Below are 17,154 nucleotides of genomic sequence, written 5' to 3' on the forward strand. Positions count from 1 at the left end.
TGTTACGTTGAAAAGCAGTAGTAATGAGGAATTAGAGAACAATAATGCATGGAGCAAAGTTTTGTTGGCAAGAAAAATCACCAGATTTCGATCGTTGGAGATGATAAAGAATGTGTTTGATTCTTTTATTCCATTACATGGGGATCGGGGTATTGGAGACGATAAGTCTATCATTGGAGGAATTGCCTTATTAAATCATCAAGCGGTAACTATAATTGGACAGCAAAAAGGGAATACACCAAGAGAAATGGAATACCATCAATATGGAATGACAAAGCCAGAGGGGTATAGAAAGTCATTACGTTTGATGCGGCAGGCTGAAAAATTCAGACGTCCAATCATATGTTTGATTGATACCCCAGGAGCATTTCCTGGCGTTTTGGCAGAAGAAAACGGACAAGCAGAGGCAATTGCGAGGAATTTGTATGAAATGGCAAATTTTACAGTTCCCATCGTATCCATTATTATCGGGGAAGGTGGCAGTGGAGGTGCACTTGCACTAGGAGTTGCCAATCGTGTGTTTATGATGGAAAACGCAGTCTATTCTGTTGTTTCACCAGAAGGCTGTGCAAGTATTTTATGCAAGGATTCCCGAAAAGCTCCAGATATGGCAGGGAATTTAAAGGTCACAGCACGTGATTTGAAAAATTATGGAGTGATAGACGAAATCATAAGTGAAGAGGGAACGAATGAAGTCATATTTAATCGAATTAAACAGAATATAAACAAAGAACTTCTTCGTTGCAGTCAACTAAACGGGGAAGAAGTAAGAAAGGAAAGAATAGAAAAATTTAGAAAAATCGGAAGTGAAATCACATTTACACAATATGATACGAGGGTCAAAAAGTCATAGTTTCTTGCATGAAAAAACATAACTTGGGAACCCATAAAACATTAAGTAGCCCGAGCAGGGCGGATTTTGAATGTTTTTAGGATTGTGGCAGCAGTGCGTAACAATACGTAGGTATCTGGGGTTAAAATACATTTTGACCTCTACATCATAATAATAGTTGAATGAGGGAAAAGAATAGGATGGATGATTTAGATAACAAATTAAATGTAATTAATAAGATAATTAAAGAATGTGAACAATCAAAATTAATATCTTTTGCATATCAGGATTCATTGTTTTCCATAGAATTTAGTCAGGCAAATGGGAAAATAAATAGTAATTCAAATTCATATCAAAAAGAAAAGACGGAAAATGATTTTGATTTAAGGAAAGAACACAGAGAGCTAGAGTTGTCGGATCAATGTGCTATCACAGAAATTTTGCAAAGCGAGGATAAGCAAGCCAAAGATATAGTCACAATTGTATCTCCGTTTGTTGGTACTGTTGAATTTATTGATCAAATCAAACTGGATGATAATAATAAACATATAAACAAAGGAGATGTCATTTGTTCTGTTGAGGCCATGAAGTTACTAAATGATATCAAGTCTCCGGTTTCAGGAACTATTTTTGAGATCTTTGTACAAGATGGTCATTTAGTTGAATATGAACAACCAATATTAAAGATAAGAGCTGATAAAAATGAGTAAAAAATATAAAAGGATATTAGTTGCAAATCGCGGTGACAGTGCAGTTCGAGTGATTCGTGCCTGTAGAGAGATGGGGATAGAGACAGTTGGTGTTTTTTCCAAGGGAGACAGAGGAGCCTTGCATACCAGGCTTGCCGATTACGCAATCTGTATCGGAGATGTTCAAAGTAAGGATTCCTATTTAAATGCGTATAACGTACTAGCCGCCGCAACTGATTATAAGGTGGATGCAATTCACCCCGGGATAGGATATTTTGCAGAAAATCCGGATTTTTGTGAATTATGTGAAGAATGTAAGATAGATTACATTGGGCCGGGTAGTTCTAACATTGCTTTGATGGGTGACAAGGTAAGAGCGAAAAGGGTTGCAAAAGAATCGAATATTCCTGTTATTGGAGATGACAGTGTTGAAATAAATTCATATGAGGAGTGTTATCAGTATGCAAAGCAAATGGGATATCCTATTATACTGAAAGCAGCGAAAGGCGGCGGAGGAAAAGGCATTCGTATCGTATACAAAGAAGAAGATTTATTTCGGGCACTTGAGTTATGTATAAAAGAAGCAGAAAAGGTATTTGATTCCGGCTGTATTTTAGTGGAACGATATATAGAGGATGCAAAGCACATAGAGGTTCAGGTATTAGCAGATCAATTTGGAAATGTAATACATTTAGGGGACCGAGAGTGTACGATACAAAGAAAAAATCAAAAGCTTATCGAGGAATCCAGATGCACCACACTTGACGAAGAGACAAGAAGAAGAATGTATGAAGGTGCAATTGATATCTGCAAGAATATTGGATATGTAGGAGTGGGCACAATTGAATATATTTTAGAAGATAATAAAACCTTCTATTTTATGGAAATGAATACCAGACTTCAAGTCGAACACACCATTTCTGAGTTGATAACCGGAATTGATTTAGTCAAAGAGCAGATTCAGATTGCACAAGGAGAATCGCTTCAAATAAAGCAAGAGGATGTACTGTTTCAAGGATATGCGATTCAATGCAGAATATTAGCAGAATATTTCAAAGATGATTTTGTGCCTGATTTTGGTATAATTACAAGATTTGATATGCCGGGAGGATTTGGTGTAAGAGTAGACTCGGCCTATGAAGCGGATAATATAGTAACGCCCTATTATGATTCCCTTTTGTGTAAGATATGCTGCCATGATCAAACGAAAGGAAAGGCTATAAATAAAATGCTTCGATGCCTAGAAGAAATGCGGGTAGAGGGTATTTCTACGAACAAAGAAGTATTGATGAACATACTTAAGGATACAAGATTCTTAGCAGGAGATTATGCAACAACTTTTTTAGATACATTCAATTAGTCGTTTCTATACCAGGCATCCTTTCATACATAAAAACCAGGCATTCTGTGACTTTCGCTCGCAAAGAACCTCATGGGATTTATAGCGAAACGGCAACAAATAAACTTCAAAAATCAGATATTTATATTTACATAAGAAAGAAGGGGAAAAATGATTACATATGTGTTTCCTGGGCAGGGCGTCCAGAAAAAGGGAATGGGAGCAGAGGTATTTGATGAATTTCCCGAATTAATTGCGATTGCAGACCGGGTATTGGGATACTCAATAAAAGAAATTTGTTTAGAGAACCCGGAAGGGAAATTAAGTCTTACTCAGTATACACAACCCGCAATATTTATTGTAAATGCTTTGTTATATCTAAAAAAGTGTAAAGAGACCGGTGTGACTCCGGATTTTGTTGCAGGTCATAGTCTGGGAGAATATAATGCTTTGTTTGCAGCCAAAGCATTTGATTTTGAAACCGGAGTAAAACTTGTGAAAAAGCGTGGGGAACTGATGGGACAAGTAACCGGTGGAGGAATGGCTGCGGTGATTGGTCTGACGGGAGAGGAAGTTTTCTCGGTATTAAAAGAAAAAAATTTAAATAAAATTGATATAGCTAATTACAATTCACCTTTTCAGGTGGTAATAGCAGGACCAAAAGAAGAAGTAGGGAAGGCGAAGTCCATTTTTGAATCAATTGAAAAAGTAAAAATGGTCTCATTGCTAACGGTAAGCGGAGCGTTCCATTCCAGATATATGGAAGAGGCAAGCATAGAATTTGGAACAATGCTTGATACGAATTCCTTTTCTGAAATAAAAATTCCGGTTATTGCTAACGTCAATGCCAGAACATATAAACAGGCTGATATAAAGAAAAATTTAATTTGGCAGATGAATCATTCGGTGCAATGGGTAGATACGATCCGATACCTTATGGGACTTGGAGAAATGACCTTTGAAGAAGTCGGAGCAGGACGCGTTTTGACGGGAATGATTAAAAAAATACAAAGTGAGGCTACCCCTTTGATGATTAAGAAAGAAGACGTAGAAACCTCAAAAACCTCAGAATTCACAGAAAACTCTAAGCCCCCAAAAGAGGTAAGATTTTTGGCAGACACATTAGGCAGTGAGGCTTTTAGAAGCAGATATCATTTGAAATATGCATATATAGCCGGAGCGATGTATCGCGGTATCAGTTCAAAAGAATTGGTGGTTAAGGCAGGAAAGGCAGGAATGCTGGCATTTTATGGAAGCGGAGGATTAACGCTTGACACGATAGAGCAAGACTTACAATTTATAAAGCATGAGCTTTCCGGCAAAGGAGCCTATGGATGCAATTTTCTTCACAATCCAAATTATCCTCAAAAAGAAGAAAAACTTGCAAGGCTGTTGATAAAAAACAGAGTTTCGGTAATAGAGGCATCTGCATTTATGGGGATAACGCCGGCACTGATTTTATACAAAGCAGCGGGTATCGTTGAAGATTCATTTGGAACAATGAAGTGTTTGAATCGAATCATTGCCAAGGTTTCCAGACCAGAGGTAGCAGAGGCTTTTCTTAGTCCTGCGCCTGAAAGAATGGTAAAGAAATTATTAGAGGAAGAGAAAATAACGATAAAACAGGCACAAGAGCTGAAAAGAATTCCTATGGCTGATGATATTTGTATTGAATCAGATTCGGGAGGACATACCGATTGTGGTGTTGCATTTGCATTGATTCCATCGATCAGAAGATTAAGAGACAACATGATGGAACAATATAATTTTACAGAAAAAATCAGCATTGGAGCTGCCGGTGGAATTGGCACACCTGAGGCAGCAGCAGCATCTTTGGCTCTGGGGGCTGATTTTATTGTAACAGGCTCTATCAATCAGTGCAGTCTAGAAGCGGGCACAAGTGATGTGGTAAAAGATATTCTTGCACAAATGAATGTACAGGATACAGAATATTCACCGGCAGGAGATATGTTTGAATATGGTGCAAAGGTTCAGGTGTTGAAAAAAGGTGTATTTTTCCCGGCACGTGCCAATAAATTATACGATTTATATATACATCATAATTCCATCGATGAAATCGATGAAAAGACAAAAAATCAAATTCAGGAGAAGTATTTTAAACGAAGTTTTGAAAGTTTATTTCTTGAATTAAAACAACATTATAATGAAGCAATGATTGAGAAAGCAGATAGCAATCCAAAGTACAAAATGGCATTGATTTTTAAATGGTATTTTCATTATGCAAATCAACTGGCCATATCAGGAAATACAGAGAGTAAAGTGGACTATCAGGTATACACCGGGCCTGCTTTGGGGGCATTTAACCAATGGGTTCTAAACAGTGAATTAAAGGATTGGAGAAAACGCCATGTGGATGAGATTGGAAAGATGTTATTAGAGGCTACGGCAGATTATTTAAATGATTTCTATGAACAAAGTAACTAGGTACCGATGCATCGGGTTGCAGTAACCAGGACGTACTGAATTGTTACTAAAATAAATTGGTATCGATAAGAAAGGACAAAATGATATGAACAGAGAAGAGGTTTTTGAAAAATTAAGTGAGATCATGATTGAGTACATACCGGAATTAAACGGCGTTACGTTTACAATGGAAGATAGTCTACATGAACTTGGAGCAAATTCAGTAGATCGAATGGATATTATAGTAGATATTATGGAGGAGCTTGGAGTAAAAGTATCAATCACTAAATTTGCAAATGCAAAAAATATAAAAGAAATTATAGATATATTATGTGAAGAGTATGTATAGGTTGAAAAAAGAAAATAGTAAAAGAGTTTTTGTAAGTGGTATGGGATGTGTGAATTCGATTGCCGAATCAGCGGCCGAATTTGAACAGGCGCTAAGAGAGGGCAGGCAGGGAATTGACTTTTATAAGGAAAGCAAACAAAAAGGGCCGATTAAAATAGGTGCTGAGATTAGAAATTTTTCACTTAATAAAAGAATTGATGATTATTCTCTGAAAGAAAACGTACCTCAAACGATACTAAATAAAGCCAGAAAGGTTGCAAGGCGTTCGCCTTTCGTAATTCAGACAGCGGTAGCGGCAGTTTTAGAAGCCTATGTTCAAGCAGACCTGTTTCAGAAGCAAGTTAGCGGAGAGAGAATTGGTATTATTGTTGCAGGTAATAACTTAACAAATGTAGTGAAGAACGCTTATATGGATAAATGCAAAAATGATTTAGAATATATGTCCCCTTCCTATGCACTTCAATTTATGGATACGGATCATATTGGGACTTTGAGTGAAATATTTGGAATATTTGGAGAAGGATGTACCATTGGAGGAGCCTCTGCAAGTGGAAATGTTGGCATAATAAAAGCTTACGAAATGCTTCAGCTTGAAATTGCAGACATCTGCATTGTGGTTGGAGCAATGGCAGAATTATCTGATGCAGAAATGTATGGTTTTTATAATGTTGGTGCATTAGGGGGCAGACGGTTTGGGACAGAACCACAAAAGGCCTGTCGTCCTTTTGATATGGAGCATGAAGGATTTATTTATGGACAGGGATGTGGGTGTTTCATACTCGAATCACAAGAATCCATTGCGAAACGTAATGCAGGTATATTAGCTGAAATCATGGGAGGAGCTATACTGTTAGATGGCAACAGGCTGAGCAATCCAAGCGTACAGGGTGAAGCAAGAGTAATGGAACTGGTATTGGACAGATGTGGTTTAGTGCCAGAGGATATTGATTATATTAATACACATGGAACCTCTTCACCATTAGGAGATGAGACAGAACTAAAAGCAATTAAACAGGTATGGAAAGATCAGGTGAAGAATGTCTGGATTAATTCAACGAAAGGTCTAATCGGGCATTGCTTCTATGCAGCGGGTGTGATGGAAGCAATTGCATCCATTATCCAGATGAAAGAAGGATTTTTACATCCGAATAAAAATCTGGATCATCCGATTTCGAAAGGATTTCGTTTTGTAGGAAATGATAGAGAGGAAAAACAAATTGATATAGCCATGAGTAATTCATTTGGTTTTGGAGGAATCAATACAAGCATTGTTTTAAAATATTGCAGTCAATATAAATCTGAGTAAGGCTACGAATGAGGAGTAGAACGATGAAGAATAGACGGAATATAAATTTAAAAACTAATTCAAACAAGAAAAATATGGATATTGCCGTGATTGGTATAGCCTGCCGTTTTCCTGATGCTAGAAATTACCATGAATTTTGGGAAAATTTAAAAAATGGTGTTAACTCAATTCAGGAAATTACAAAAGAACGCTGGGACGTTCATAAATATTATTCGAAAGATCAATCAGAGAAAAACAAAAGTTACTGCAAGTGGTCTGGTTGTTTAGATAAGTTTGAATATTTTGATAATAAGTTTTTTAATATTTCGCCTAGAGAGGCATTAGAAATGGATCCGCATCAGCGTCAGCTCCTTGAGGTTTCATGGCAATGTGTGGAAGATGCGGGAATTCCCATAAAAAGATTACAGAATCGGAATACCTCTGTAATCATGAGTGAATCCAATAGTGATTATAAACAGAGAGCTTATTCTGTTAACAGAACGATCGATAGTTATACCAATATTGGGAATTATGAGAGCAGTCTGGCAAATAGGATATCTTTTTCACTGGGATTTTGCGGTCAAAGTTATGCAATTACAACAGCCTGTGCATCTGGTATTACAGTGATACATGAAGCCAAAAAAAGTTTGCAGTGTGGTGAGAGTAATTATGTACTTGCCGGAAGTGCAAACATTATTATGGATGCCAAAAGATATATATCGTATTCAAAAGCAAGGATGCTTAGTAAAGATGGGCAATGCAAAACTTTTGATGAAGCAGCAAATGGCTTTGTTCCCGGCGAAGGGGTAGGAGTTGTACTTTTGCAGCCATTAGAAGATGCAATCAGAGAAAAAAATCACATTTATGCGGTAATAAAAGGATCGAGTAGTAATCATATAGGAAAACATACGTCTATCACAGTACCCAGTATGAAATCCCAAATGAATCTGTTATCGTCTGCTCTTCATGATGCCAAAATGGATGCAGCTACGGTAGGCTATATTGAAGCCCATGGGACAGGAACAGTTTTGGGAGATCCAATTGAAGTGGAAGCCTTAAGCAATGTTTTTAAACAAAATACGGATAAGAAGCAGTTTTGTAGAATTGGTTCAGTCAAAACGAATATTGGACATTTAGAGGGTGCATCCGGAATGGCAGGTTTTATCAAAACAGTTTTAATGTTAAGCAATCGTTCGATTCCGAAAACGTTAAATATAAACCGTCATAATCCCATTATAGAATTTAAAAATTCACCATTTATTCCTGCCGAGAAAACACAAGAGTGGAATCGAATTGAAAATGCAATACCGCTTCGTGCCGGAGTCAGTGCCTTTGGATTTGGTGGTTCTTGTTCGCACATTTTACTGGAGGAATATGAAGAAAAAGAGAAAAAAGAAACAAAACAAGACACGAAAAAATTATATTTAACCTTATCGGCTAAAAGCATAAATAGTTTAAACATGATATTAAAAGAGTGGAAAAGCTTTGTAGAAAGTGAAAGGTTTGCTCATGCAAATCTTCCTGATATTTGTCGGACAAGTATGCTAAGCCGTTTTGATATGCCATACCGTTTTGGGTGCGAGGTTATTGATAAAGATCAGTTAAAACAGGCAATCAAAGAAAGTGATGGCAGCTACAGAAAAAATGAATGTGATGAATGGTATCTGGTACTCGGTGATTTAAAATTATACGGGGTTGAGGATTTTAAAACATTATATGATTCAGATTGTAATTATAAAAATCAGCTCTTATTCTTTCATGACATGCTAACAGAGGAAGAGTGGAAGGGGTTATTTCTTAAAGAGTGGAAGGATAAAGAGCAAAAAAGAAATACCTTTATTGTTTATTATGCGTTTGCAAAAGTAATAAAAGAGTATGGCTTTCAAGGAAAGGAAAATTTATTTGAAGGAATTGGAGTATGGGTTTTTCTTGCATTAAGTGAAGTGGTAAAAGTAGAACAAGTACTTGCATATTTATCCGATAAAATTAGTTTCAATCAGATAACCCTTTCAAGACCAATCACACCTTTTTATGATCCGGTGCACAGACAAATGATTGCCCCTTTTGTGATTGCCCAGTCCTATTTAACCAGTCTGACAACAAACCTTTGGGTAGAACCAGCTTATTTGAACCAATATGTGCAGAAAGCAAAGGTTCTATATAAAATCAATTATACGTTTCAAAAATTTATGGAAGAATGGAATGAAGCATTAGGACAGTATCATCGAAATGTGCATGAATTATTGCAAAACAGTGAGTCGGCAACCGATGAAAAAGTAACAGAGGATTCCTTGATTCTTCTTGTCATTGTTGTCAGTTCGTTGCGTAGACTTTATATGAAATGGGATATTACAGATCATGCAATCTGTGGGAGTGTGCAATTGATTGAATTCATTGATTTAATTCTTGATAAGGTTGCCCCAAAGGAAATTGTGGTTGAATTGTTACTTTCCAATCGATCGGTAGCGTTAGCCCCTCAACAGATCAGCCAACTGAATGAAAATCTTTCTAAGCTAGACAGAAAGAAACCATATGAAATATTAAGAAAATTCAATGAGCAGTTATGCGAAATTCCAGATTTATTCCAATGGATTGAGGACTTGAATGCAAAGCCATTAGAGCTTGACTTGAAAGATTCTGACGGCATATTGAAAATTGGAACCTGTGAGGGATTTCAAATCCATGGTGGTTCATTGATACAGGTAAATGGAAAACTGCAAGATATGCTTTCAGAGTGTATCTTTCAATTATGGTTATACGGAGAAAATGTAAATTGGACATTATATTGCCCGGAAGATACCTTTACTAAAGTTTCGTTACCGGTATATGAATTTGACCAAAAAGCATATTTACTGCCAGCGGCAGGTGACACGTTAACAGCTTTTGAAAAGATAGAAAATCCTAAAACAGAGTTAAACAGTGGGACACAAAGTGTGTTTCATATTGAGGACGATGTGGTAAAGGATCATATCATTACAGGGGTTAATTTGCTTCCGGGTGCTGCTTTAATCACATTTGCTCTTGAGCAGTTAACAAAAAAAACAGATCAGACGGCGATTCATTTTTCAGGCATCACGATTTCCAAGCCTGCTATTGTAAAAAGTGAATTAAAAATAGATTTTTTAAAGTATGATGACGATATTTACTCACTAAAAAGTGAAAAGGTAGAAATAAGTAAAGGCAGCTATAAAGAAATAGAACCGAAATTATCGCAGGTTAGCTTTCGTGAAATTGATACGTATCCAAGAGCTGATTTGCAGGAACTGTACCATTACTTTTATAAAATGGGATATCAATATAAAGCTGCATTTCAGGTCATTAAAAAAATATATGAAGTGAACCATAATTATCTGGCATATCTCAATGAAAAAGAACCATATTCCAAAGGAATGTGCAGTCCCTATCTTTTAGATGGTGTGATTCAATCTGTTTTGGCAGCTTGCTATTTACAAGGAAAACGCATGAATGGGGAAAGCTTGTATATACCATACCAAATAAAGGATATATATTTCTATGGCGAATTAAAGGATGCCTGCTTTGTTGTATTAGAAAAAGCGCTTATCTGCATGAATAAAAAAAGTATAGTAGCTTCGATATGCGTTTATGACAAAAATGGCAGACTGGTTATAGAGATAAAAGATTTACAGATGATATTATGCAAGAAAGATTTTTTACTGTTTTATCACAAACAAAATACAGTACGTTTAGAGACAGAAAATGTACCTTTATCGCTTTTTCAGCCTGTTTGGATGAAACAAGAGATACCAAATGCAATGGATCACCGTATGAACCATGCCGTGATTTTTATGGATTCAGTATTGGGTGGCGAGCTGCAAAAGCTCATTCAAAATAGATATGAGAAAGTAACCTATCTATATGAGGGAAATGCTTTTTCAACAGTGCACGATCGTATTGTAATTCGCGCTGCCTATGAGAAAGATTACGAAGATTTTTGGAAAGAGCTTAATTTACAAAACGAAGGGAAAAGGCAAGATTTTGATTTCTATTATCTGTGGTCATATGAGCAGATTGATCAAAATGATTTGGAACAGGCACAAGACAGAATTCTTAGCCCGATTTTCTATTTGTGTAAATCTCTGGCAAAGATAAGAGTAAATAGCAAAGTAAATTTAATCATTCTTGTAAATGACTGTTTTGCGGCAGATAAAAAAGATACGGTATCAAATTATCTGTGCGGTGGTATTTCAGGTCTGGCTAAAACAATGATGTCGGAATGTCCTCGTATATCCATACAGGTAGTAGATATCAAAAAGAATGAAAACACCAATTCTAACATAGCAATGCTACTGTGGAGAGAACAATGCAGCAGTAATAGAGAAAACAGGATTGCATATCGACATCATGATCGGCTGCTATGTGGAATGCAAAAAGAAGAAATTCCAAATAGAAGTGAGATTACTATCTTAAGAGAGTGTGGAATTTATCTGATTATTGGTGGAATGGGTGGAATTGGATATCGCTTGATTGAAGAGATTAGTAAAAATGTAAATGCAACAATTATTATAATCGGTTCTTCTGCCTTGGATGTGAAACGAAGTAAGAAGCTGGAAGTGGTAAATAAAGATAGAGCAGCAGTTAAATATTATCAATGTGATATTGCAGATGAGCAGAATTTGAAGTCAGTATTATTAGAAATCAAACAAAAGTATAAGCAGATTAATGGTGTGATACATTGTGGCGGTATCAATCAGGATAAGCTAATCATAGGAAAAGAGTGGACAGAATTTAAAGAAGTGCTTTCTCCAAAGACAAAGGGAACTTATCTGTTAAATAAATTAACAGCCAAAGAACCACTTGATTTCTTTGTTGTTTGCTCCTCCATTGTATCGGTACTTGGAAATATCGGACAGTCTGATTATGCAACAGCCAATGGTTTTGTAGATACCTTTATGGAATACCGTAGAAGAAATGGATTTCATGGTAAATCCATCACGATAAATTGGACATTATGGGATCAGACCGGAATGGGCAAAAATGATAATGCGGTATCTCTGTTTCAGAATAAGACAGGAATTATTACGTATATTCAAGGTGTAAAAACTTTTTTGAAGCTTATTGAAAACGCAGTGGGACAGGTGATTGTGATTGCTGATGAAAAAGCATTCTTAAATTATTCTGAAAAAATCGGAATTCATATACTGGAGCATTCTAATATAACTCCAAAGGAGCAAGGGAGGATAGTCATGTCAAATGAAATGGAGGCACAGATTTTAGTAAACGAACTTATCACAATGCTAGGGGAACTGTTAGGAGTGGATCAAAGCGAAATAGGTGATAAGACAGACTTGCGGGAATTTGGATTGGATTCCATAACACTCAATGAGTTTGCCGAAATGATGAATCAAAAATTAAATATTGACATTAATTCCACCTTGCTGTTTGAATATCCCACGATGAAAGAAATCAGTGAATATTTGTTGGCAGAATATAAAGAAAGAATAGAGGCTTACTGTGCCCCTTTGAAACACGAGAAATTAATGCAGATAGTAGAGGAAGTGCCAACTGTAGCTGTTAAGCAGGAAGAAAGTGAGAATGATTTAATTGAATTGCTTTCCACAATGCTTTCAACGCTTCTGGGAGTGGATGAAAGTGATATAGATGAAAAGACAGATATAAGGGAATGGGGTCTGGATTCCATCTCGTTTAATGAGTTTACCGATAGAATCAATCAAAATTTAGGTACAAACATTAATTCCACCTTGCTGTTTGAGTACTCTACGATTGAGGAGATAGCAAATTATTTACAAAAAGAATGTAAGACAGAAATGAGTCAGAAGAAGAATAGAAAGCAAAATACCATAAATTCAAAAACGGATCAGACGCAGAAAGTGGAAAGCTTGGAATCACTATTTAGTGAAGCTTCTGACTCAAATCAGGTCGTAAAAGACGAAGATATGGTAACAGTACCACCTGTAGCAAAAAGTGATATACAAGAGCCAATGGCTATCATTGGGATGAGTGGTACATTTCCAAAGGCAAAGGATTTGGATGAGTTTTGGGAAAATCTGGACGCAGAAACAGACGGAATCTCAGAAGTACCAAAAAGTAGATGGGACTGGAAAAAATATGATGGAGACCCTGGCAAAGAGGAAAATAAAACCAACATAAAATGGGGGGGATTTATAGAAGATACCGATCAGTTTGACCCTCTGTTTTTTGGAATTTCACCTCGTGAAGCAGAAAGCATGGATCCGCAGCAGCGTTTATTAATGATGTATGTATGGAAAGCAATTGAGGATGCCGGTTACTCAACTGACAGCATTTCAGATAGTGATGCCGGTATATTTGTAGGTACGATAGAAAGCGGATATCAGGACCTTCTTCGTAAAGCGGGTGTTCCGATTGAAGGATTTAGCGCCGCCGCCGCAATTCCTTCGATTGGCCCTAATCGGATGAGTTTTTTTCTTAACATACATGGACCAAGTGAGCCAATTGAAACAGCATGTTCCAGTGCACTGGTTGCAATCCACAGGGCGGTAAAAGCAATCGAAGAGGGAACGTGTTCCCTGGCAATTGCGGGAGGTATCAATACAATTGTCTCACCGGACAGACACATCAGCTTTAATAAGGCAGGGATGCTATGTCAAGATGGTCATTGTAAAACCTTTTCTGCAAATGCAGATGGTTATGTTCGCAGTGAAAGTGTTGGCATGATTGTAATTAAGAAGCTTTCAGAGGCAGAAAAAGATCGAGATCATATTTACGCAGTCATAAGAGGAACCGCAGAAAATCATGGAGGATATGCCAACTCATTGACAGCTCCGAACCCGAAAGCACAAGCAGAGGTCATTAAAAGGGCAATGAGACGTTCCGGAATTGATCCAAGGACAGTAACCTATATAGAAGCACATGGAACAGGAACCAAATTGGGAGATCCCATCGAGATCAATGGACTGAAAATGGCATATAAACAGCTATATCAGGAATGGGGAATTGAAGATGATGAAGACGCGACGAAACAATACTGTGGAATTGGCTCAGTAAAAACTAACATTGGACATTCGGAATTTGCAGCAGGTATTGTTGGAGTGATTAAAATACTATTACAGCTTCAACATAAAACATTAGCAAAGTCACTCTACTGTGACACCTTGAATCCATATATACAATTGGAAAAAAGTCCATTTTATATTGTGACACAAAAGCAAACATGGAATGCCTTAAAGGATGAATCAAATCAGGATATTCCAAGACGTGCCGGCATAAGTTCATTTGGATTTGGGGGCGTAAATTCCCATGTTGTAATAGAAGAGTACATTTCTGATTTGAATCAGAGGATGGAAAAGAACCAAAAGAGGACAGACAGAGAAATTATTGTTTTATCTGCAAAAAGTGAAAGTATGCTTAAGAAAAGAGTAGAAGATCTTTTGGATGTCATGGAAAAGAAAGCGTTTCAAGATACCATGTTAGCAGATATGGCATATACATTGCAGGTGGGACGTAAGGCGATGGAAGAGAGACTGGCTGTGGTGGTCGGTTCCATTGAAGAATTAAAGGACAAGCTAAGGACCTATCTATTACTTGGCTCCAATGGGATAGAAGATTGTTACACTGGGAAAGCAAAAAAAACTTATGATAGCATAGAAACATTTTCAAATAATGAGGAACAAAAAGAACGACAAAATAGGTGGTTGCAGACGGGCAGCTATGAGAAGCTTCTTGGTGATTGGGTAAAAGGGCTGAATCTTAATTGGGCTGATTTATATCAGCGGGCAGGCATCAGAAAACGTATCAGTCTTCCCTCCTACGCTTTTGATAAAGAGAGGTATTGGGTATTTGGCGAAAGCAACAGTAATAATTCGCTGCCATCTAGACCAAGTAACCTAAATATTCATCCGCTGATACAAAAAAATGAATCAAATTTACGGGAAATAAAATATAGCAGCACGTTTACAGGAGAGGAATTTTTCTTAAGTGCTCACGTAATCAATGGAAAAAGAATATTACCGGGAGCTGCATACTTGGAAATGGCATATACAGCAGTAAAAGAGATGCTAGAGCTCAGTAAAAAAGAACAGCGGCTCATTTCCTTAAATCATGTTGCATGGGCAATGCCCATTGTAGTAAAGCAGGATTTGGTTACCGTCCAGACAAAGTTAGCGTTAGAAGAGGATGGTAGCGTAACCTATGTAATATGTGATAAGGCGGATCAGCGTAAAATTTATAATGAGGGCAGGGTACTATTACAGGAGAATGCAATACATACCAAATTAGAACTGGATTATGTAAAAGAACAATGCAATCAGAAAACCTTTTCTAAAAAACAAATATATGATGAGCTAGAAAGCATTGGATTCCAATATGGTGAGGCACAGCAGGGAATTGAGATGTTATATGTTGGCGAGGAAACAATCCTTGCAAAGCTTGCTTTACCAAAAATCATTGAGTCTACAAAGGATCACTATTTTCTTCATCCAAGCTTACTGGATTCAGCAATACAGTCCATATATGGGCTGATGCTGACAGAAAAAAAGGCAGAAGTATTCATCCCTTTTGCTTTGGAAGAGCTTACTGTATATGAGGAAGCCCCAGACTTTGCGTGGGTATCCATACATACTGGCGGCAATGTAAAAACAGGTTCCAAGATTAAAAAGTATGATATCGATTTGTATAACAAAAATGAAACGATTTGCGCTTCTCTAAAGGGACTTACGCTTAAGAAATATGAAACAGACAAAACGTCTGTCATAGAAGAAGCAGAGAACGTGCTCTTTGTACCAGAGTGGGTAGAAAAAAAGCCTGATTTAAACAGGGTGGCATTTTCAGGCAGACATTGCGTGCTTTTTTTAGAGGAGCAAGGTTTTACCGCTGAAAACCTGAAAGAAGAATTGAAATATGACATAGGTGAGACAGAATGTTTCATCGTTACATCAAAAGAAGTCATGGTAACAAAGAGGATACATGATTATGTACTCCAGGTATTTGAACAGGTAAAAGATAGGATGACATCAAAGAACGAGGCAGAAGTACTGATGCAAATTTTTATAAGGAATGAGGGGATTGCACAGATTAACAACGGACTTTTTGGATTGTTGAAAACCGCAGAGCAGGAAAATCCGGATTTTCATGGGCAGGTGATTTTGGTTGACAGTGACGAATCTCTCTTTGAGGTCAGACAAAAAATACTGGAAAACCGATTGTGCATAGAGGATCAAGAAATTTTATACGCGGATAACAAACGATTTGTCAAACAATTAAAGGAAGTATCCAATGTGGATAGAACAGACTGGGATTGTTGGCGTGAGGATGGTGTTTATCTATTGACTGGCGGTACAGGAGAATTAGGTTTCTTGTTTGCAAAAGAAATTGCAAAGAAAGCGGCTCATCCGGTGATTATCCTAGCCGGACGAAGTGAGCTTGGTGATGAGAAAAAACGTAAATTAAAAGACATCCAAAATTGGGGAGCAGAGGTACATTTTAAGCAGGTGGATGTAAGTAAATCAGAGGAAGTAAATAACCTGATTCAAGAGGTGCTGGAACAACATGGAAAGCTAAATGGCATTTTACATTTTGCGGGGATTAACCGGGATCAATACCTATTAAGAAAGTCCAAACAAGAAGTTACACAGGTTATAAAATCTAAATTGGATGGAATGATTTATTTAGATGAAGCAACAAGCAGCGTAAAACTTGACTTTTTTGTATTATTTTCTTCATTAGTCGCAGTGATAGGAAATGCCGGGCAGGCAGATTATGCCACGGCAAATGCATATATGGATGCTTTTTCTGGTTATCGCAATCGTCTAAAAGAGCGTGGTAAACGAAATGGTAATACCGTATCAATTAACTGGCCACTCTGGAAAAGTGGGGGAATGCGCATGAACAATCAGCAAATGGAGGTATTTTCGTATCATACAGGCTTAACGGAAATGGATACAGAAGATGGTATCAACGCATTTTACAACGCATTTTCTTTAGAACAGCCGCAAGTAATTGTATTTGCAGGAAATAAAAAGAAGTTCAAAAAATATAGATTGGGAAATAGAAAACAGGAAGCTCAAGAAGAGTCCAAAAGAAAGGAAACATTTTCAGAGCAGCAATTTTTTGCACAGCTTTGCAAGGAAATTGTAGAGGGAAAAATATCTGAGAAGCAATTCAGTAATTTAATCTTATCAAGAAAGTTACCTGTTTCTTAAAAGGGTGTATGGACTTGCTTGTTTTAGCAGGAGTCTAAGCTTTTACAAAAATACCACGAAGTGGCAATAAGGATAGAGC

7 protein-coding genes are annotated in these 17,154 nt (G+C 37.1%); all 7 read left to right on the forward strand.

Translation table 11 applies throughout. The annotated features are described in order from the left end of the window. The first annotated feature begins 7 nt into the window (after nucleotides 1-7). Complete coding sequence (gene accA, locus C8E03_RS01185) at nucleotides 8-853, forward strand: carboxyltransferase subunit alpha (RefSeq protein ID WP_110290055.1); 846 nt, start codon at nucleotides 8-10, stop codon at nucleotides 851-853. A gap of 179 nt (nucleotides 854-1,032) precedes the next feature. Beyond that, nucleotides 1,033-1,542: an acetyl-CoA carboxylase biotin carboxyl carrier protein gene (locus C8E03_RS01190; RefSeq protein WP_170122855.1), complete on the forward strand. Its 510-nt coding sequence runs from the start codon at nucleotides 1,033-1,035 to the stop codon at nucleotides 1,540-1,542. After that, complete coding sequence (locus C8E03_RS01195) at nucleotides 1,535-2,881, forward strand: acetyl-CoA carboxylase biotin carboxylase subunit (RefSeq protein WP_110290057.1); 1,347 nt, start codon at nucleotides 1,535-1,537, stop codon at nucleotides 2,879-2,881. The genes C8E03_RS01190 and C8E03_RS01195 overlap by 8 nt, the downstream gene beginning before the upstream one ends. Nucleotides 2,882-3,031: 150 nt before the next feature. Next, on the forward strand, nucleotides 3,032-5,305 hold the full coding sequence (gene fabD / locus C8E03_RS01200; protein WP_110290058.1) for an ACP S-malonyltransferase: 2,274 nt from the start codon (nucleotides 3,032-3,034) through the stop codon (nucleotides 5,303-5,305). An 85-nt stretch (nucleotides 5,306-5,390) separates the two neighbouring features. Further along, complete coding sequence (locus C8E03_RS01205) at nucleotides 5,391-5,633, forward strand: phosphopantetheine-binding protein (protein ID WP_094376764.1); 243 nt, start codon at nucleotides 5,391-5,393, stop codon at nucleotides 5,631-5,633. A 1-nt stretch (nucleotide 5,634) separates the two neighbouring features. Next, nucleotides 5,635-6,939 (forward strand): beta-ketoacyl synthase N-terminal-like domain-containing protein, encoded by a 1,305-nt coding sequence (locus tag C8E03_RS01210; RefSeq protein WP_170122856.1) that lies wholly within the window; start codon nucleotides 5,635-5,637, stop codon nucleotides 6,937-6,939. Between the two features lie 23 nt (nucleotides 6,940-6,962). Then, nucleotides 6,963-17,075, forward strand: a complete 10,113-nt coding sequence (locus tag C8E03_RS01215) for an SDR family NAD(P)-dependent oxidoreductase (RefSeq protein WP_170122857.1) — start codon at nucleotides 6,963-6,965, stop codon at nucleotides 17,073-17,075. Nucleotides 17,076-17,154 lie beyond the last annotated feature (79 nt).

This window comes from Lachnotalea glycerini, assembly GCF_003201285.1.
In the GTDB taxonomy this organism is placed as follows: Bacteria; Bacillota; Clostridia; order Lachnospirales; family Lachnospiraceae; genus Lachnotalea; species Lachnotalea glycerini.